This is a genomic window from Shewanella sp. BJSY2023SW001 (assembly GCF_047314685.1).
Lineage (GTDB): Bacteria > Pseudomonadota > Gammaproteobacteria > Enterobacterales > Shewanellaceae > Shewanella > Shewanella indica.
On the sequence record NZ_JBKORF010000047.1, the window covers coordinates 1 to 17,968 of the forward strand.

Consider the following 17,968-nt stretch of genomic DNA (forward strand, 5'->3'; position numbering starts at 1 on the left):
TGTGACCACCGCTCCTGAGCCTTCAATATACCGGCGTAGAGCAGTTTGAGTAAACTGTTCTCGTTGGCAAAACCACCCTTGGTTTTCGTCAGTTTACGAAACTGACGATGTACGGCCTCAACCGCGTTCGTGGTGTAGATAGCCTTACGCACGTATTCCGGGTACTTAAAATAGGTCGATAACAGCGCCCACTTGTTGCGCCAGGACTTGATGACCACAGGATATTTGTCGCCCCATTTGGCTTCCAGCTCGTCCAGCGCCATCTCAGCTGCATTGAGGGTTGTGGCTTTATAGACACACTTTAAATCAGCCATAAACGCCTTCTGGTTTTTAGACGCTACGTATTTCATTGAGTTACGAATTTGATGAATGATGCATGACTGCACCTCTGTATGTGGGTAAATGGTTTCAATGGCTTCAGGGAAGCCTTTAAGGCCATCAACACAGGCAATCAGGATGTCTTTAATACCGCGACTATGAAGATCGGTTAGTATACTTAGCCACTGATGTGCACCTTCAGTGTCTGAGATATACAAGCCCAACAGCTCCTTTTTTCCTTCTACATTGAGCGCCAGAATGGTGTACACAGCTTTGCTGACAAAGCGGCCATTCTCTTTGATTTTATAGTGAATAGCATCAAGCCAGAGGATGGGATACAGGGCTTCTAAATCACGTTCACGCCAAGCCTGAAGCTCAGGTAGCAGTTTATCAGTAATGGCGCTGATGGTGCCATTGGGGACTTCAATGCCGTAGATATCGGCGATATGGGCACGAATATCCTGATAACTTGTGCCCAGTGAAAATAGCGCAATGATTTTCCGCTCCATCTCATCGGTCAGGTATGTCTGGTTCTTTTTTACAACCTGAGGCTCGAAGGTGCCATCTCGGTCACGCGGAGTATGCAGCTCAAAGCTACCGGTAGCGGTCTTCAGTGTCTTACTGGTCTTGCCATTTCTGCGATTACCAGGCTGCTTATCTTCAAGATGTTGGTCGAGCTCAACATTGAGGGCCGCTTCAGTAAGCTGTTTAATGAGTGGGGTGAGAATACCATCTTTGCCGGTCAGGTCTTTACCTGCACGCAGAGCTTCAATGGCGGCTTCCATGTCGAATGTAGGTTTGGTCATTTGAATATCCTTTTGGGTGTATATTACTCAAATGACACAGATTTATGAACACTACCACGCTGAGCTGTACTCAAATGCACTATGTCAAATAATGCATTTGAGTATTATTGGGGATTATCTCAGACTTGAACCGTAAATATCACATCTTTGCCGGCGCTGACGCTACCCTGGCGTTTTTCCAGGTACTTTACGTCTTCCATATTAGCCAGCACCACAGGGGTGAGCAGGCTGTTGACCTGATCTTTGAGAAACTCGAGGTCAAACTCCAGTATAGGTTCGCCGGCTTTAACGTCTTGACCTTCCTGTGCCAAGCGTTTGAAGCCTTTGCCTCTGAGCTCTATGGTACCAACGCCGAAGTGAACAAACAGTTCCAACCCTTGGGGCGACTCTATGCTGAAGGCATGGTTGGTTTCAAAAATTTTGCCTATGGTACCGTCAATCGGCGCCAGCATAAATTGGCCTTTGGGTTCTATGGCAATGCCATCACCGACAATTTTTTCGGCGAAGACCACATCCGGGACTTTTTCAATGGCAACAATATCGCCACTGATAGGGGCATAAACTTTAATACCGCCTTCTATGGTGGGCTGCCCCGATACCATGCGGCGGATCCGGCTTAAAAATCCCATGGGTTGTTTTGTCCTTTTTGTTTTTGGTTTCCGGTTAAACAGTCCCTCGACAACGTTCAGGTTGGGGAAGGGGATTTTTGCTTAGCATACTGAATTAACTGCCTTAATGACAGAGGGAGATCAAGGATGTCAATTCAGACAATCGAGTGCAGGTGAGTGCTTTTTGGGCCTGCTTTGCAAATTGACTGAAGTTACCCTCGCACAGCGCCGCTTTGACTTCCAGCACAGAGCCGGGGTTGACCGACAACTCGTCCAGCCCCATACCCATCAGTATTGGCGCAATGCGCGGATCGCCTGCCAGCTCTCCGCACAAAGAGACCCTGATGCCGGCCGCTTTGGCATCTGCTATTGTCATGGCAATCAGCCTGAGGATCGCCGGTGAAAATGAGGGATAATCCCGGGTTAATTCAGGGTTGGTCCTATCCGCCGCCATGGCATATTGCGTCAAGTCATTGGTCCCTATGCTGATAAAGTCCAGCTTTGGCAGCAGCGTTGGCAGGTTCATAACCGCGGCAGGGGTTTCCACCACTATGCCGAGGCTGATGTCTCCATAGCCTTTCTCGGCCTCGCTGAGCTGCTGTTTGCAGTGCTCCAGCATATCCAGGACGGCATCCAACTCTTCAACCTGATTAACCATGGGCAACATCAGCCGAACCGGGCCATGATTGGCGGCGCGCAATACGGCCCGTAGCTGTGTCTGCAGGATTTCAGGATGTTTAAGGGTGTAGCGCAGGCCGCGCATGCCAAGTGCTGGATTGTCTTCGATTGCCTGATCCAGGCAAGGCAGTTCCTTGTCAGCACCTATATCCAGTGTACGTATAGTAAAGGGCTGGCCATTGAGCAGCTGCAGGGCATCGCAATAGAGGTTGTACTGAGCCTTTTCATCTGGAATGCAACTGACATCCATCAGCATGAATTCGGTACGAAACAGGCCTATTCCTTCTGCACCGACCTGGGGCAGGCGAGAGATCTCATTGAGGTTACCCACGTTGGCCATTAGGCTTATGCGTTTGCCGTCCTGGGTCTGGGTCTGCCTGTCCCGGTATTGCTCCAGTGCGCTGCGTCTTGCCTGCTCGCGCTCAAATCTCTGCTTAAGCTCTGTGACTTCGGTTTGCTCAGGGCGAACAAACAAGGCACCTTGGTTGGCATCCAGAATGAGCTGATCGCCGGCATTGATATTGCCTGCTTGATAGTTGCAGGAAAGCAGGGCGGGGATGCCGGCAGCACGGGCCAAGATAGCAGTGTGACTGGTGAGGCCACCGGTTTTCAGTATGATGCCTTTGATATGTTCAAGGGGCAATAGGGCAAATTCCGCCGGTGTCAGATCCTGGGCCAACAAGATGGAGTCATGCTTGAGTTTATCCAGGCCATCGGCATCGGCGCCGTTGATACTACTGATAAGTCGTCTGCCGAGGCAACGTACGTCCTGGGCCCGGTTTGCTAGATAAGGGTCTTCCAACGCTTCAAGTTCACTGGCCTGGTGGGCAAAGACCCGCTCTACTGCCGCGGTCGCCGAAAACTGCAGCCCACTGATGGACTCGCGAATTTGTTGAACAAGTTCGGCATCTTCCAGCAACAGCAGATCGGCTTCCACCAATTGGAAGTTGTCTGAATCTTCGGTCAGTTTATCCAGGCTGGTTTGTAACTGCTGGCACAAGCGCTGCAATGCCTGGGTGAGCTTATTCAGCTCTTGGGGGATTTTGGCAAGTGGCAGCAGGCGGTAGTCCATGCTGTTGTCAAAGGGGTTGTAGACTACCGCTTCTCCGAAGGCGATACCCGATGAGACTGCAATTCCGGCGAGGCGCATCTGTGTTCCTCTCAACTTAAGGTGATCAACAGTTCCGACACCCGTTCAACGGCTTCGCGAGCTTGTTCACCTTCGGCAAATACTCTGACAGACACGCCTTGATAGAGCCCCAGTGTCTGCAACTTGAACAGACTCTTGGCACTGGCTTGTTTGCCCTGGCACTCAACCATCACATCACAATCGTACTGTTTCGCCTCTTTTACCAGCAGTGCGGCAGGGCGGGTATGGATCCCGTGTTTGGCGGTAATAGTGACGGTTTTTTCGTACATAGACTTCTTTGACTCATGTAATTAACTGAATAATATCCGGTAACGGCTGACGTTTTGCAATACTCCGGCGACCAAGCCGTCAATTGCCATATTCAATAACCTGATATTGCTGCTTTCTGAGGGCGCGAATGGCGGTATCCAACTTATCTTTCTTCAGCAGTATATAGTCGGTATCGAAGGTTGAAACAGTAAAAATACTCACATGGGCATCGGCGAGAGTAGCAGAGACTCTGGCCATGATACCCGTCATTGAAAAGCCGAGCGGCCCTAAAAGCTCAAGACAACGCCAGTCTTCTTCCTGCTCCAGGCTATCGAGCTCCAGTTTACAATCGACGACAACCGAAAGTTCCTCGCGGGTTTTGGCGATAAAAAACAGCGGCTGGCTCAGTACCTCAGCCGGAACCTGGGTATCTGAGCTGAAACTGTGGATAGTGAATAGCTGCGGATAGACCGCCAATGTCATGCGCAAAGCCAATACCTCTTTTCTCGCCCGGGCGACCTATGGGCGCCGCTGCGGTATCACCTGCCGGGTACGGCAAACTCCGGGAAGGTAGAAAAAGTTCCATGTGTGCTCTGCGTCGGCTTACAGGCCTGGATGTAAGGCCTGGTTCGCAGCAAAATGGCCCTCGTCCTTTGCAAGAAGCAGAACACAGTGGGCAGGCCTGTAAGCCACGCCCTTGGGGGCTTTCGCAGCAACCGGCTCTCTCGTTATCCAACTTCGACAGGCCCCGGCATGCCTTCAGTCAGATGCCTTGAACGCCAATTGCTGTGCAAACCAGAGTGCCACGAGGACCTTTCTTAGTTTATCACAATAAGAAAGGGGCAGAATACGTTCTGCCCCTCGAGATGTTAGATCTTGAATTGCCCCAGAGTGCGGCGCATGTTCTGGCTGATTTGCTCAAGCGACATTGCCGCGCTTTGGTTGCTGGCATTGGCTTGCACTGAAACTTGAGTCAGCTCGGAAATGGTGCTGACATTGCGATTGATCTCTTCGGTCACCAAAGATTGCTCTTCGGTAGCGCTAGCAAGTTGGGTATTCATATCGCTTATCTGTGCTACCAGGGAAAGGATTTGATCCATGGCAGAGCCTGCCGCTTCGGCTTGTTTTTGCAGCTCGGAGGATTGGCTCTGTGTTTGGCTGTTACTCTCCATAACGGCGCTGACACCGGATTGAATTTCACTGATCAGCTTGTGAATTTCGTTGGTGGAGTCCTGAGTGCGGTTGGCAAGGGCGCGCACTTCATCGGCCACTACTGCAAAGCCGCGGCCGTGAGTACCGGCGCGGGCGGCTTCGATGGCGGCGTTGAGTGCCAAAAGGTTGGTTTGTTCAGCAATGGTTCGGATCACATCGAGAATGCCGCCAATTCTGCCTGAAGCCTGACCCAAGGTTTCGGTAAGGTTTTCAGCGGCCTGCAGTTCGCGCACCAGCTCCTGGCAGTTTGCCAGTGTCGCATCCATGGTCTCTTTACCGCTGAGGGCTTGTTGTTTGACGCTGGAAGCAGCATCGGCAGCCTGCTGGGTATTGTTGGCCATCTCCTGGGTGGTTGCCAGCATCTGATTCACGGCGGTGGCCACGCTGGCGGTTTCCCTGTGGATGTTATCGGCGCTGTGGTTGGACTCTTTGACTGCGACTGTCAGGTGCTCGGCGTCCTCGCCAAGTGATGCACCAAGTGGCTGCAATTCGCTGACGGTTCTACCTATCTTCTCTACAAAACTGTTAAAGGCACGGGCGAGTGCTGCTACTTCATCACGGCCTTGACCTTCGAGCCTTTTACTGAGATCGCCTTCACCTTGGGCAATATCCTCCATTGCGGCGATGGCGGTCTTGAGTGGCGCGGTAATGGATTGATTGAGCACCAGAAAGAAGATGAAAATCGGCGCTGAAATCAACATCATAATGATCAGATAATCGATTGAGACTGACTTCATTGTGGCGTTGACATCGCTGATATATGTGCCGGTGAGCAGAGTCCAGCCCCAATCTTTGTCATATCTGGATTCGGTGAGCTTTTCTTCGCTATTACCACTGGCTGGGTTGCGGATCTCATAGCTGAGTTTGCCTGTGCCATTGGCCTTGGCTTGTTGTTGTAGCTGGGCCAGCGGATTGCTGCCATCCTTGATACGATAATCGGCAATGGCTTGGCCCACCAGCGACGGCTCAGCGCCGTGGGCGATGATTTTTCCCTGATCTGAGAGCAGAATAAAGTAACCTTCACGGCCATAACGCATCTGGCCCACCAAGGCAGCTGACTCTTGTTGAGCCTCTTCGAGAGTCAGTTTACCCGCCTGTGTCTGAGTGCGATGTGCGGCAACTACAGACAGGGCTGTGTTCAGTTGGGCATCATTTTGCAGCCATTTTTGAGTTATCAGATTATCATACTGTTCTTTGATGGAAAAACTGGCGAAACACAGGGTGCCTATTGCGGCCAGAACCAACATAAGGATAAGGCGCTGAAGAATGGTGAGCTTCCTGAGTAATGCCATTTTGTACTCCTTTGTTATTTCTTATTAGGTAGTTGGCAGCGACTATAACGCGATGGAAAAACCAAGTGAAACCTTTTTACCTTGTGTGTATTGCTTTGTTGATCGGGCTCATTGTTCAGCTTATATCAAGCCTAAAAAGAGCTCCTTGCTTCGCTGCTCTCAATGCTGCACAGAGGATATCGGCTCAAATATCAGAAACTTAAGCCGTGCTAAGTCACTTTAGTTAACCTTGGGGGTCTAATTAATTGTTTTTATTTTGATTTTTTTGCCTGAAGGGCTCAAGATTAACCCTATGTCTATTATTGGTCTCTTTTCATGAATACACCTCAAGTCATTAGTTCAGACGATATTTTACTGAAGCTTTGTCATTCTGTGATCCATGTCTTATCAGCCACTACAGCAAGTTCTTTGTCTCATGCTGGAGTCGTACAGCGTATTACCCGCACTCGGCTTAAGCCGGATCTCGGTTGTTTCTCTATCTTTGATGGCGGTTTTTCCGGCCTGGTGGTGATTAACTTTTCAGCGGCCGCCGCGTTGGAAATCTATCGCCGCTACATGCTGCATATGGGCATGCCGGAGGAAGAGTTAGCTTTCTCCCATACCTCAGATGAGGTGGGTGATGTAATGGGTGAGTTGATGAATCAGATGCTGGGGGATTTTATCGGCAAGGTATCCAAGGAGCTGCAAACTTCTATTAGCCAAAGCCAGCCAAAGATGCTGACTATAAACAAGGAACTGACGATATCGATTGATGCCAACTTGGACGAGCCCATTGCTCGTAGAGTGTCCTTCAAAACAGAAAATAACCATATATTTTATCTTGAATTTGCTATGGACAAGACAGAGTTTATTCGTCTGGCAGAGTTTGAAACCGATGAAGAATTTGATCCTGATCTGCTACTAGCTCGCCATGGCAGTCAACAGTCACAGAGTAAAGCTCCTGAATCTCCTTGGGTGAAAGCGGCAAATGTCGATGATGACACTGATGATCTGTTCAGAAAGTTGGGAATTTGACCCCCTGAGGTGACGGTGGTTTTGTTCATTTCAGCATGTCGGGGAATCGACTCGAAATAGCTTCCCCGGCCCCTACTTACCAATTTGTGGAAAGTCTGAATGGCAAATTCCGAAATGAATGTCTGAATCAGCACTGGTTCAGAACCTTGGGCGGGGCTTGATACTAAATCGAGCTATGGCGTGAACACTACGACCATGTTCGCCCTCATAGTTCACCGAACTATATGCCGCCTGTTGCGTATGCCAAGCAGCAAAAGCTGGAAAATCTCATCAAGAGATTGGTATTAATTTAGGGGAAAGGCTGAGCCCGACGAGCTACCATGCTGTATGAAGGAATTAGAAATTGGTTGCGGGAGCCGGATTTGAACCCACGACCTTCGAGGCTCTTGTAAAGAACTGAGCCCGACGAGCTACCATGCTGGATGAAGGAATTAGAAATTGGTTGCGGGAGCCGGATTTGAACCGACGACCTTCGAGGCTTTTATAAAGAACTGAGTCCGACGAGCTACCATGCTGCATGAAGGAATTAGGGAATTGGTTGTGGTGCCGGATTTGAACCGACGACCTTCGAGGCTCTTGTAAAGAACTGAGCCCGACGAGCTACCATGCTGCTCCATCCCGCGTCCGATTTGTGCTAATCAGTTTGAATTCATCATTAAGGAATTAGAAATTGGTTGCGGGAGCCGGATTTGAACCGACGACCTTCGGGTTATGAGCCCGACGAGCTACCATGCTGCTCCATCCCGCGTCCGAATTGTGTTAATCAGTTTGAATTCATAATTAAGGAATTAGAAATTGGTTGCGGGAGCCGGATTTGAACCGACGACCTTCGGGTTATGAGCCCGACGAGCTACCATGCTGCTCCATCCCGCGTCCGATTTGTACTAATCAGTTTGAATTCATCATTAAGGAATTTGCTTACGGTGCTGGATTATGAACCGACAACCTTCGAGGCTCTTATAGAGAATTGAGCCCGGCTTGTTACCATGCTGTTCCATCCGGCGTCCTTCAAAGCGGGGTGGACTATAGCGACCAAGGCGCGGCAATGCAAGGACAAATCATCAAAATGCCATTGAGTGTTCAAATTTGATTCATCTGTGCGTGGAGATTAAACCCGTTGATTACAACTCAAACAATTTTGCTGTGGTTGAGAAAGAAAAGCGGTACTGAAAACGGAAGTTTTTATCTTTTGCCTGGATCAATGGTTATAATGCGCCATTCATTTTTGCTTTGCTATCTGGTTAGTTCATGTTGAATTTTTTTGCGGCGGCCCCCAAGGGGTTTGAATATGCTTTGGCGCAGGAACTGCGCGAGTTCGGTGCGCTTGAGGTCAAGGAAAGTTTGGCCGGGGTCTATTTTTCCTGTCCACTGGAGCAGGCATACCGCATTACTCTTTGGACCAGATTGGCAAGCCGTATTCTTCTTATATTGCATCGCGGGCCCTGTGACTCAGCAGAACAGCTTTATAATGCTGCTTTCTGTATCGACTGGCCGAGCCACTTTGACAACCGTTGTACCTTTAGTATCGACTTTCACGGCATGGGCGGTTTTATCAAGAACACCCAGTTCGGGGCCCTCAAGATTAAAGATGCTGTGGTGGATCGTTTCCGCGAAGATGATCTTAACCGTCCCAATGTGCAACGTGTTGATGCCGACTTCAAAATCGATGCTCACTACCGTAACGGCCAGGTAACCATAGCGCTGAACTTCTCCGGGCCGGCGCTGCATCAACGTGGTTATCGCAGCGGTACCGGTGAGGCGCCATTGAAAGAGAATCTCGCTGCCAACATGTTGGCCCGCGCCCAATGGGATAAACAAACGCCTTTGCTGGATCCATTTTGTGGCAGTGGCACTGTGTTGATTGAGGCGGCTATGATAGCGGCCGATATGGCCCCCGGACTGCAACGCAGTCGCTTTGGCTTTGAGCACTGGCATCGCCATGACGCCAAACTTTGGCAAAGCATAGTCGAGGAAGCCAAAGCGCGCGCCAGCATAGGCAAGAACCGTTGTGAAGTGAAGTTCTTCGGCTCGGACATAGACTCGCGCATGGTGGCGCTGGCCAAACGTAATGCCAAGAGCGCCGGTGTCAGTGATCTGATCGAGTTCAGTGTTGCCAATGCTCTCAATATCACGCCACCGCTGGACAAAGGCTTATTGATCTCCAACCCGCCTTATGGCGAGCGTTTGGGCAATGTCTCCTCCTTGTTGCAGCTTTACTATCAGTTTGGCGACAAGCTCAAGCGTGAGTTTGGTGGTTGGCAAGTGGCCTTGCTTTGCAGTGATATCGAATTGATCTCATCGCTTAAGCTCAAGGCCGACAAGCAGATGAAGATGTTCAACGGGGCACTTGAGTGCGCCTTTAACCTCTATACCCTGCATGCCAATTCTACCCGCAGGGCGGCGGTGGCAGCCGAGCAGTCGGGGGCTGAGGTCAGTGAGATCGCCAGTGCCTTTGCCAACCGGGTGAAAAAGAATCTGAAACAATTGGATAAGTGGGCCCGTAAAGAGGGGATCGACAGTTATCGCCTCTATGACGCAGATATTCCTGAATATAATGTCGCTATCGACAAGTATCTGGATTATGTGGTGATTCAAGAGTATGCAGCGCCTGCCAGCATACCTGAAGCCGTCAGCAAGCGACGTTTGACCGATGTGCTTCTGTCTTTGCCCGGCGCCATAGGTGTTGAGCCGGACAAGATCATCCTCAAGACCCGCGAGCGGCAGAAGGGTACAAATCAGTACCAGCGGCTCGACAAAGAAAAGCTGGAGCTGGTTACCCAGGAATATGGTGCCCGTTTCAAACTCAACCTGACCGACTATCTGGATACCGGGTTGTTTCTCGATCACCGGCTTATTCGCAAACTGGTGGGCAGTAAAGCCAACGGCCGTGATGTACTCAACCTGTTCGCCTATACGGGAACCGCGTCGGTGCACGCCGGGCTTGGCGGTGCCAAGTCGGTCACGACTGTGGATATGTCCAACACTTACCTTAACTGGGCCAAGGATAACTTTGTGCTCAATGGTTTGATTGGCAAACAGTACCGTTTCGAGCAGGGCGATTGCCTGCAATGGATCCGCGATTGTGACCGCAAGTTCGATCTTATCTTTATCGATCCGCCAACCTTCTCCAACTCCAAACGGATGGAAGACTCATTCGATGTGCAGCGTGATCACGTCAAGTTATTGTCTGATCTGTTCAAACTGCTCAATCCTGGCGGAGAGATAATCTTTTCCAACAATAAACGTAAGTTCAAAATGGATATCGAAGCCATGGCGGCTCAGGGTATGTCAGTCACCAATATGGATGCCCAGATGTTGCCAATGGATTACAAGCGCAATCCGCATATTCATAATACTTGGTTGATCACCCATGCCTGAGACGCCATTGACCCTATACCACACAGATGGTTGCCATCTGTGTGAGTTGGCCATGGCTTTGCTCGATGGCCTTAATATTCGTTATCGCACCCAGGATATTTGCGAGCAAGAAACGCTTGCCGAGCGCTATGGCGTGCTTATTCCTGTGTTGGCCAATTGCCAGGGTGAAGAACTCTGTTGGCCCTTTGATGAACAGCAAGTAAAACGCTTTACAGGAGCATAATGTGAGTCTGGTTCGTATCAATAATGGCTCGCTTGCCTATGGTTATACCCCTCTGCTACAGCAGGCAGATTTCAGTATTGAAGCCGGCGAGCGGGTCTGTATTGTTGGCCGTAATGGCGCCGGCAAATCCAGCCTATTGAAGGTGTTGGCAGGAGAAGTCCTGCTCGATGATGGTGAGTTCAATATCGCCACCGATGTGAAAGTCAGTCGCCTGCAACAGGATCCACCCAAAGCGGAGCAGGGCACTGTTTATTCCTATATTGCCGCCGGTCTTGCAGATGTGGGCCAACTGCTCGAAGAATACCATCAGCTGTCGCAGTCTATGGCCAAGGCCCAGGGTGAAGCGCTCGAGAAAATGCTGAAAAACCTCGAGCGGTTGCAATCCAAGCTGGATCACTTCGATGGTTGGCAGCTCGACAACCGTATTCAGCAAAACTGCCGGTTGCTGGGGTTGGACCCGGATAAACCTCTGTCTGAACTCTCTGGCGGTTGGCAACGTAAAGTCGCCTTGGCCAGAGCTTTGGTGAGCGAGCCAGATTTGTTACTGCTCGATGAGCCAACCAACCACCTGGATATCGACACCATAGAATGGCTGGAACAGTTTCTGTTGGGATATAAGGGCGCCATCGCCTTTATCAGTCACGACCGTGGCTTTATTCAAAAGATTGCCACCCGCATAGTCGATTTGGATCGCGGAGTGGTTACCTCCTGGCCCGGTGATTACCAGAGCTATCTTGATGGTAAGCAGGAGTGGCTCAGGGTTGAGGCTGAGCAAAACGCGCATTTCGACAAAAAACTCGCCGAGGAAGAGGTGTGGATCCGACAGGGGATCAAGGCTCGCCGTACCCGTAATGAAGGTCGGGTGAGGGCCCTCAAGGCCTTGAGAATGGAGCGCCGGGCCCGCCTGGAGCGTCAGGGCAATGCCAGAATGCAGGTCTCCGACGCCGAGCGCAGCGGCAAGTTGGTGTTTGAGGTGCGGGATCTCGATTACAACCTGGCAGATAAGGACCTGGTGCGGGACTTTTCCACCAATGTGATGCGCGGCGATCGCATCGCGCTGATTGGCCCCAACGGTTGCGGTAAATCCACGCTTATCAAGTTGTTGATCGGTCAGTTGGCGCCGCAGAGTGGTGAAATCAAGACGGGCACCAAGCTGGAAGTCGCCTACTTTGACCAATACCGCGAAGCCTTGGATCCGGAAAAGACGGTTGAAGAGAACGTCGGCGAGGGTAAGAGCACTGTTACTGTTAACGGCAAAGACAGGCATATCCTCAGTTATCTGCAGGACTTTTTGTTTTCGCCCATGCGTGCCCGCACACCGGTCAAGGCGCTCAGTGGCGGTGAGAAGAACCGTTTGCTGCTGGCCAGGTTGCTGCTTAGGCCGGCCAACCTTATCATTCTCGATGAACCGACAAATGATCTTGATATAGAGACACTGGAATTGCTAGAGTCTCTGCTCACTGAATATGAAGGCACTTTGTTGCTTGTCAGCCATGACCGGGCCTTTATTGATAATACAGTCACCAGTTCCTGGTGGTTCAGCGGCAATGGCCGTTGGAGTGAATATGTCGGCGGCTATCAGGATGCGGTTGCCCAAGGGGCACGTTTCTATCGCGATGCTGAGGAACCTGAGGCGGCTAAGCCTGTCAAACAGGAGGTTGCGCCGCAAAAAACTGCAGAACCCAAGACAGCCAAAAAGCTTTCCTATAAGCTTCAACGTGAGTTGGATGCTTTACCTGCCTTGATGGAAACACTGGAGCAGGAGCTGGAACAGCTGCAGGAGCGCGTCAATCAGCCGGACTTTTATTCGCAGGATCAAACTATTGTGAGCAGCGAATTGCAACAGTTGGCAGAGAAAGAACAGCAACTGGAGGCTTACTTCGAGCGTTGGGAAGAACTCGAGTCAATGAAGTGAGCACAAAATTATAATGGGAATCAAATTAATGAAGTTGAATAGTGCGCTGTCATTGGTGGCCATGGGGGTTATCAGTGTATTACAGGTATCGCAGGCGGCTCCTGTCTATGAAGTCGTTAACCTGGATGAATATGATCTCAAAGGTAACCTGACCGATACTCGCACCGGTTACGGTATGGGCGTTAATGCCAATAATGAAGCCATCGCTGTGGCTAAGGGCAAGAAAAAGCTCAGCACCTCGGATGTAGACAATGATGACGGTATCATCGACATTGAAGATGGTATCGCTCCCGAGGAAAAGATCACTTATTCCATTAATAAACCCATCATTGCCAATAATTTCACCTTCAACTCCCAGGAAAACGATCCTGTGAGTCCCTGGACGCCTAATTTTGAGAGTATCAACGGTAGCACACCGCCGGCTGATACGGATCCAGCCGATCCTACAAGCGTCAACTCGGTTGATAGTTTCCTCTATGACATCAATGATGCCGGTATTCGTGTTGGTGCCATGACAGGTAAAGAGAAGAAGGTTGACTATACCGGGGAAACCGAAGGGCAGGAGTACTGGTATTACCGTGACTTTGAGCAGCGCGGTTTTGTTAAAGACAGCAGTACTGAAGTGCCGCTGTTGCCGCCTTATACCACTTACACCAAAGATGATAAAACAGCGGAGCTCGGTGGTTGGTCGATGGCTTCTGCGATCAACAGTAAAAACCAAATTGCCGGTTATGCCAGCACTGCTATCAGCAAATATGGGGCAGAGAGAGTGGCTATTTGTCTCAGCGACGACAACACGTTGCCGCTGGATGTTTGTCTGCAAAGGGAAAAGTACCCTAATGCCAATAATACCCGCAATATTCAGTACCAAATGCGAGCCTATGTTTGGCAATACGAGAACGGCGCGGTTACCGGTACCGAGTTACCGCTTGGTCTGACACCCGGTGATTCAGACTATACCTTTACCGCGCAGGGGCTGGGGCTGAACAACTCTGGAGTTGTTGCCGGACGCTCCCATGTTTATCGTTATAACGATTCAGACAACCTGAGAATGGATGCGGCTTACTGGAGTAAAGATGCCAATGGTGAATACAAGTACCATTGGATCCCGGTTGTCGATGATGATGTGCGCAACTCCATTGCCTATGACATCAATGATGCAGGGATTTTGGTTGGTAGTTACAACAAATATATCCAAGGTTATATCCGCGATAAGTTCTTTATCTACGATACAAACACCCCGGAAACCAAGCCGGTTACCCCCAATGATTTCTATAGCACCATGTCGGATCTCTCCAGCAAGCCCAGAGATATCAACAACAAGGGCCAGGTTGTGGGTTATATTGAGTCAACCCATGACAAAGATAAACCAAGGCCGAAAGTGGGCTTCCTGTTTGATAAAGAGTCCGGTGAGTTCAGTAATCTCAATAAGTTGCTGACCTGTGAATCAAAAGGCTATGAGAAAGATGCCGAAGGCAACTGGAAACGTCATGAAGTGAGTGTTGAGGACGGTTCAGGCAAAACCCTGACCTACAACACTGACATAGTGGTGGTGGAAGCCAACAGCATCAATGAGGAAGGCACCATAGTCGGTACTGCCTTTATCCGTAAGCCTTCTTATCAGTTTGATGAAAAAGGTAATTTGGTAATTGGTGAAAACGGCAAGCCGCTGTTTGAGCTTAATGGCAACGGTCAGCCAGTGACTTCTTATCTGCCGCGTATGGTTGTTCTTAAGCCCAGTGGCAGTGGGGAAGCCTGTACTCAGGTGGACGACGGTGATATTGATAAGCCGTTTGAGCGTTCCGGTGCGGCCAGTTTGGGTTGGTTGGCATTGCTGCCGCTTATCTGGTGGCGCAGACGTAAAATTTAAGCTTGGTTTAAGCCTGTGAGATCGGCGCCTAAAAGGCGCCGATTTTTTTTAATCAGGATCTCAATAGTTTAAAATTTCTTCGCTATAATTGGCGATTTTTTGATTGATCTCGGCGTTGAAAAGTTCTATTCATAGCAAGTGAAGCTGATGCTTCTATGTAAAATAGTACAGAGGACGCTTGCATGAAGAGACAAAAACGAGATCGTTTAGACCGAGCCTTTTCGAAGGGATTCCAAGCCGGTGTCGGCGGCCGCTCCAAGGAGCTTTGTCCTTATTCGAATCTTGATTCTCGCTCCCAGTGGCTAGGAGGTTGGCGCGAAGGGGTAGAAGGCCGGATAAGCGGCCTGTTCAGTAAGTAATTCAGCAAGATTGCCCTCTCAGAAGAGGGCATTTTTATGCATCTCTGAAAATAACAAGGTCGGCAATTGCCGACCTTGTTATTTGAATTCTCTACTTTAGAAGGTGGAAGTATCGCTGAACACACCTACTTTCAGATCCGTGGCCGAGTAGATCTCGCGGCCATCTACTTCCAAAGTTGCATCGGCAATGCCCATCACCAGTTTACGGTGTATGGTGCGCTTGATATTCAGCCTATAAGTTACCTTCTTGGCGCCGGGAAGTACCTGACCGGTAAATTTAACCTCACCAACCCCCAGCGCGCGGCCTTTACCTACCGCACCTTCCCAGGCAAGGAAGAAACCAACCAGTTGCCACATGGCATCCAGCCCCAGGCAACCAGGCATAACAGGATCATCAACAAAATGACAGCCAAAGAACCAGAGATCCGGATTGATATCCAGCTCTGCAACAATTTCACCTTTGCCGAAGGTGCCGCCGTTATCGTTGATGGTGACAACTCGGTCAATCATCAACATATTATCCACGGGGAGGCGAGGGGAATTCTTGCCAAATATCTCACCATGGCCACAGGCGATAAGTTCTTCTTTGTTGAAACTGTTTACTTTAGTCATTGTTGTTACCACATCCTTCTTCAAGTGCCGCCAAGATTAGCGAACAGGTGTAAGCTAAACAACTCCGATCAGCTAGTTATTGATTAAAAAATGGCAATCTTGCCAGTAACCTCGCAAAATAGCCTGGTTCTTCATCAAGATTACCTGCCAATCTGTCCAGTCGTTGTTGAACCATGCCGTAAAGCGTGTCCTCTGGGAAGTTGTTGTCCTCGTCGGCTTCCCCGGCTTTTATTCCCATCAGCAGAGTGACGGCTTGGTCTACATGAGTGATTTCGTAGAGCTGGAATAATCCTTGTTCTACCGCTGTTATAACATCGGGTGTCAGGTTGAGTTGCTGCACATTGGACTTGGGCATAATTACTCCCTGGCTGCCGGTCAAGCCGCGCCTCGCGCAGAGTTTGAAGAAGCCTTCAATCTTCTCATTGACGCCCCCAATTGCCTGTACATTACCAAACTGATCCAGTGCGCCGGTTACCGCGAGTCCTTGGTCTATCGGCTGTTCGGTTATGGCCGAGATCAGGCTGCAGTATTCGGCGAGAGAGGCGCTGTCACCATCAATTTCCTGATAGGATTGCTCAAATACGATATTGGCATTGAGGTGCAAGGGTGCATCGCGGCCAAATACCCGATAGAGACACGCGGACAGGATCATCATTCCCTTGGCGTGGATATTACCCGCCAACTCAGATTTCCGTTCAATATCGGCGACTTCACCATCTCCATAGTGCACCGATGCCGTTATCCTGGCCGGCTCGCCATAGCAATAATCCAAGGTGTCTATTACAGTCAGGCCGTTAATTTGCCCCACCATAGCGCCTTCAGTTGGCAAATAGATGAAGGCGTCATCAAGATTTTGTGCCGACTGCTGCTCTTGGGCGTTATGCCGTTGTTGGCGTTGTGCCAGGGCATGTTCAATGGCGTTGGCATCCAGCGCTTGTCCTTGGCTATAAAAAGTAGCTTCAGCGAACACTTGTGCCAAATCTGCGCTGGCGAGGCTCAAACGTTGTTGATGCTCTGTCAGGCGACTACTGTATCTGAGCAGAGGCAGTAAGGCCGACTCTGTCAACTGACAATGGCTGAGTTTTGCCAGTTCTGCCAACCAGACTACATAGTCATTGATAGCGACTTTTTGCAGGTCTACTTCAAATACCAGTTCGCCAAGCAGGGCAAATAACTCGCTAAATCTGCGTTCGTGGAACCTGAGTTCGCTGTAGAGCAGACTCGAGCCCACCAATACAACTTTGGCTTGAAGTGGCTGCCATTGCCCTTGAAGCTCGAAACCACCTTTTTCAATAGCATCTAATAATAGCTCCCATAAAGGCTCACGTTTCCACAGGGATTCGGCGCAGATAAAGAGTATTCCTGGCGTTGTGAGGGCACCCGGTTGCCTTTGTTGTTGACTATCCTGATGGCCGAGTAGCTGCGCCCGGGTGATGCGACCGCTCAAGTATTGCATCGGCATCTTGCTCTGGGCGCTCAGGGCTTTAAATAGCCAAACGCGGTGGATACCCTGGAAATCTGCCAGGAAAAGTTGTTGTCCTGATAAAGTTTGCAGCAGGCCAAAGGCCTCTATGACTCTTTCCTGTCCAAGTAATAGATCTGTCAGTTGGCTCGATGTGGGAAGCTGCAGATTGGAGTATTGAGGGGTAAGGGCCCCGGCCGGGATCAAGCTAGGCTTCATTGTGGCTCAAAGTCATTTAAAGATAAGCTGATTTTACCACAGGGGTGACGGAGCGGCATGGTAAATCTCCATTCTGGAGCGGCTTTTATTGTGCGATATGAGTTCCGTTTGAATCTTTCGGATGGCTGAGATTTGGGCATATGAACATATTTTTAGAAATAAGGGTTTACAACGGCTTAGGGAGCTTATAATATTTGCGCCGTTCCGGAGGGGTGGCAGAGTGGTTGAATGCACCGGTCTTGAAAACCGGCATGGGTTTATAGCCCATCCAGGGTTCAAATCCCTGCTCCTCCGCCATATTCAGAGAAGCCCGCTTGTGTAAACAGGCGGGCTTTTTCGTATCTGAGTTTTGATGATAGCGATTAGCTTGGCACCGCTTTGAGGGTTGCTGGGTTTATAGCGCCGTCATGCAGGGTTCAAATCCCTGCACCTTTGCCATATTCAGAGAAGCCCGCTTGTGCAAACAGGCGGGCTTTTTCGTATCTGAGTTTTGATGATAGCGATTAGCTTGGCACCGTTGTGAGGGTTGCTGGGTTTATAGCGCCGTCATGCAGGGTTCAAATCCCTGCACCTTTGTCAGCTCCAGAGAAGCCCGCTTGTGTA

At 50.1% G+C, this 17,968-nt stretch carries 14 protein-coding genes, 4 tRNA genes and 1 pseudogene; 8 read left to right on the forward strand and 11 right to left on the reverse strand.

The annotated features are described in order from the left end of the window. The 6 genes from ACMHXH_RS10850 to ACMHXH_RS10875 form a co-directional block, all read right to left on the reverse strand. On the reverse strand, positions 1–1,124 hold a 1,124-nt coding region (locus tag ACMHXH_RS10850; protein WP_413737998.1), incomplete at its 3' end, for an IS256 family transposase. Positions 1,125–1,243: 119 nt separating this feature from the next. Beyond that, positions 1,244–1,753, reverse strand: a complete 510-nt coding sequence (gene crr, locus ACMHXH_RS10855) for a PTS glucose transporter subunit IIA (RefSeq protein ID WP_039036123.1) — start codon at positions 1,751–1,753, stop codon at positions 1,244–1,246. A 103-nt stretch (positions 1,754–1,856) separates the two neighbouring features. Beyond that, positions 1,857–3,560 (reverse strand): phosphoenolpyruvate--protein phosphotransferase, encoded by a 1,704-nt coding sequence (gene ptsP / locus ACMHXH_RS10860; protein WP_413738042.1) that lies wholly within the window; start codon positions 3,558–3,560, stop codon positions 1,857–1,859. An 11-nt stretch (positions 3,561–3,571) separates the two neighbouring features. Beyond that, a complete protein-coding gene (locus ACMHXH_RS10865) occupies positions 3,572–3,829 on the reverse strand; it encodes an HPr family phosphocarrier protein (RefSeq protein WP_028779985.1) in 258 nt (85 codons plus the stop codon). Between the two features lie 79 nt (positions 3,830–3,908). Next, positions 3,909–4,298, reverse strand: coding sequence for an ACT domain-containing protein (locus tag ACMHXH_RS10870; RefSeq protein WP_025010258.1), 390 nt, complete (start codon positions 4,296–4,298; stop codon positions 3,909–3,911). Positions 4,299–4,678: 380 nt separating this feature from the next. Then, positions 4,679–6,313, reverse strand: coding sequence for a methyl-accepting chemotaxis protein (locus ACMHXH_RS10875; protein ID WP_039036121.1), 1,635 nt, complete (start codon positions 6,311–6,313; stop codon positions 4,679–4,681). Positions 6,314–6,628: 315 nt separating this feature from the next. Between ACMHXH_RS10875 and ACMHXH_RS10880 the strand changes: the two genes are divergently transcribed. Both ACMHXH_RS10880 and ACMHXH_RS10885 read left to right on the forward strand, forming a co-directional pair. Then, complete coding sequence (locus tag ACMHXH_RS10880; protein ID WP_413738044.1) at positions 6,629–7,327, forward strand: DUF3334 family protein; 699 nt, start codon at positions 6,629–6,631, stop codon at positions 7,325–7,327. A 47-nt stretch (positions 7,328–7,374) separates the two neighbouring features. Then, positions 7,375–7,620: pseudogene (locus tag ACMHXH_RS10885) on the forward strand (integrase core domain-containing protein); the annotation flags it as partial. Between the two features lie 242 nt (positions 7,621–7,862). Here ACMHXH_RS10885 and ACMHXH_RS10890 read toward each other — a convergent pair. The 3 genes from ACMHXH_RS10890 to ACMHXH_RS10900 form a co-directional block, all read right to left on the reverse strand. Then, positions 7,863–7,950, reverse strand: a tRNA-OTHER gene (locus tag ACMHXH_RS10890). A gap of 48 nt (positions 7,951–7,998) precedes the next feature. Continuing rightward, a tRNA-Met gene (locus ACMHXH_RS10895) sits at positions 7,999–8,075 on the reverse strand. A 48-nt stretch (positions 8,076–8,123) separates the two neighbouring features. Beyond that, positions 8,124–8,200: transfer RNA gene (locus ACMHXH_RS10900), tRNA-Met, on the reverse strand. A gap of 375 nt (positions 8,201–8,575) precedes the next feature. Between ACMHXH_RS10900 and rlmKL the strand changes: the two genes are divergently transcribed. The 5 genes from rlmKL to rmf all read left to right on the forward strand — a co-directional run bounded on the left by rlmKL (position 8,576) and on the right by rmf (position 15,072). Continuing rightward, on the forward strand, positions 8,576–10,705 hold the full coding sequence (gene rlmKL / locus ACMHXH_RS10905; protein WP_071476954.1) for a bifunctional 23S rRNA (guanine(2069)-N(7))-methyltransferase RlmK/23S rRNA (guanine(2445)-N(2))-methyltransferase RlmL: 2,130 nt from the start codon (positions 8,576–8,578) through the stop codon (positions 10,703–10,705). Next, a complete protein-coding gene (locus ACMHXH_RS10910; RefSeq protein WP_335911719.1) occupies positions 10,698–10,928 on the forward strand; it encodes a glutaredoxin family protein in 231 nt (76 codons plus the stop codon). The genes rlmKL and ACMHXH_RS10910 overlap by 8 nt, the downstream gene beginning before the upstream one ends. Position 10,929: 1 nt before the next feature. Further along, complete coding sequence (locus ACMHXH_RS10915; RefSeq protein WP_071476956.1) at positions 10,930–12,843, forward strand: ABC transporter ATP-binding protein; 1,914 nt, start codon at positions 10,930–10,932, stop codon at positions 12,841–12,843. Positions 12,844–12,871: 28 nt separating this feature from the next. Next, positions 12,872–14,713 (forward strand): DUF3466 family protein, encoded by a 1,842-nt coding sequence (locus ACMHXH_RS10920; protein WP_162206390.1) that lies wholly within the window; start codon positions 12,872–12,874, stop codon positions 14,711–14,713. A 182-nt stretch (positions 14,714–14,895) separates the two neighbouring features. Then, on the forward strand, positions 14,896–15,072 hold the full coding sequence (gene rmf / locus ACMHXH_RS10925) for a ribosome modulation factor (RefSeq protein ID WP_082014336.1): 177 nt from the start codon (positions 14,896–14,898) through the stop codon (positions 15,070–15,072). Between the two features lie 96 nt (positions 15,073–15,168). On the opposite strand, the gene fabA is transcribed toward rmf, so the two are convergent. Then, the gene (gene fabA, locus ACMHXH_RS10930; protein ID WP_039035293.1) at positions 15,169–15,684 is read right to left on the reverse strand and encodes a bifunctional 3-hydroxydecanoyl-ACP dehydratase/trans-2-decenoyl-ACP isomerase; all 516 of its coding nucleotides are present in this window, start codon (positions 15,682–15,684) and stop codon (positions 15,169–15,171) included. Between the two features lie 76 nt (positions 15,685–15,760). Next, entirely contained in the window at positions 15,761–17,365 is a 1,605-nt protein-coding gene (locus ACMHXH_RS10935) for a Lon-insertion domain-containing protein (protein ID WP_144362196.1), read from the reverse strand. A 206-nt stretch (positions 17,366–17,571) separates the two neighbouring features. On the opposite strand from ACMHXH_RS10935, the gene ACMHXH_RS10940 reads away from it, so the two are divergent. Further along, positions 17,572–17,662: transfer RNA gene (locus tag ACMHXH_RS10940), tRNA-Ser, on the forward strand. Positions 17,663–17,968 lie beyond the last annotated feature (306 nt).

Bases quoted from the DNA above. Each gene is read 5' to 3' on its own strand.
- ACMHXH_RS10920 (WP_162206390.1), top strand. From the start codon at position 12,872: ATGAAGTTGAATAGTGCGCTGTCATTGGTGGCCATGGGGGTTATCAGT.
- crr (WP_039036123.1), bottom strand. From the start codon at position 1,753: ATGGGATTTTTAAGCCGGATCCGCCGCATGGTATCGGGGCAGCCCACC.
- ptsP (WP_413738042.1), bottom strand. From the start codon at position 3,560: ATGCGCCTCGCCGGAATTGCAGTCTCATCGGGTATCGCCTTCGGAGAA.
- ACMHXH_RS10865 (WP_028779985.1), bottom strand. From the start codon at position 3,829: ATGTACGAAAAAACCGTCACTATTACCGCCAAACACGGGATCCATACC.
- ACMHXH_RS10875 (WP_039036121.1), bottom strand. From the start codon at position 6,313: ATGGCATTACTCAGGAAGCTCACCATTCTTCAGCGCCTTATCCTTATG.
- rlmKL (WP_071476954.1), top strand. From the start codon at position 8,576: ATGTTGAATTTTTTTGCGGCGGCCCCCAAGGGGTTTGAATATGCTTTG.
- ACMHXH_RS10910 (WP_335911719.1), top strand. From the start codon at position 10,698: ATGCCTGAGACGCCATTGACCCTATACCACACAGATGGTTGCCATCTG.
- fabA (WP_039035293.1), bottom strand. From the start codon at position 15,684: ATGACTAAAGTAAACAGTTTCAACAAAGAAGAACTTATCGCCTGTGGC.
- ACMHXH_RS10935 (WP_144362196.1), bottom strand. From the start codon at position 17,365: ATGAAGCCTAGCTTGATCCCGGCCGGGGCCCTTACCCCTCAATACTCC.
- rmf (WP_082014336.1), top strand. From the start codon at position 14,896: ATGAAGAGACAAAAACGAGATCGTTTAGACCGAGCCTTTTCGAAGGGA.
- ACMHXH_RS10880 (WP_413738044.1), top strand. From the start codon at position 6,629: ATGAATACACCTCAAGTCATTAGTTCAGACGATATTTTACTGAAGCTT.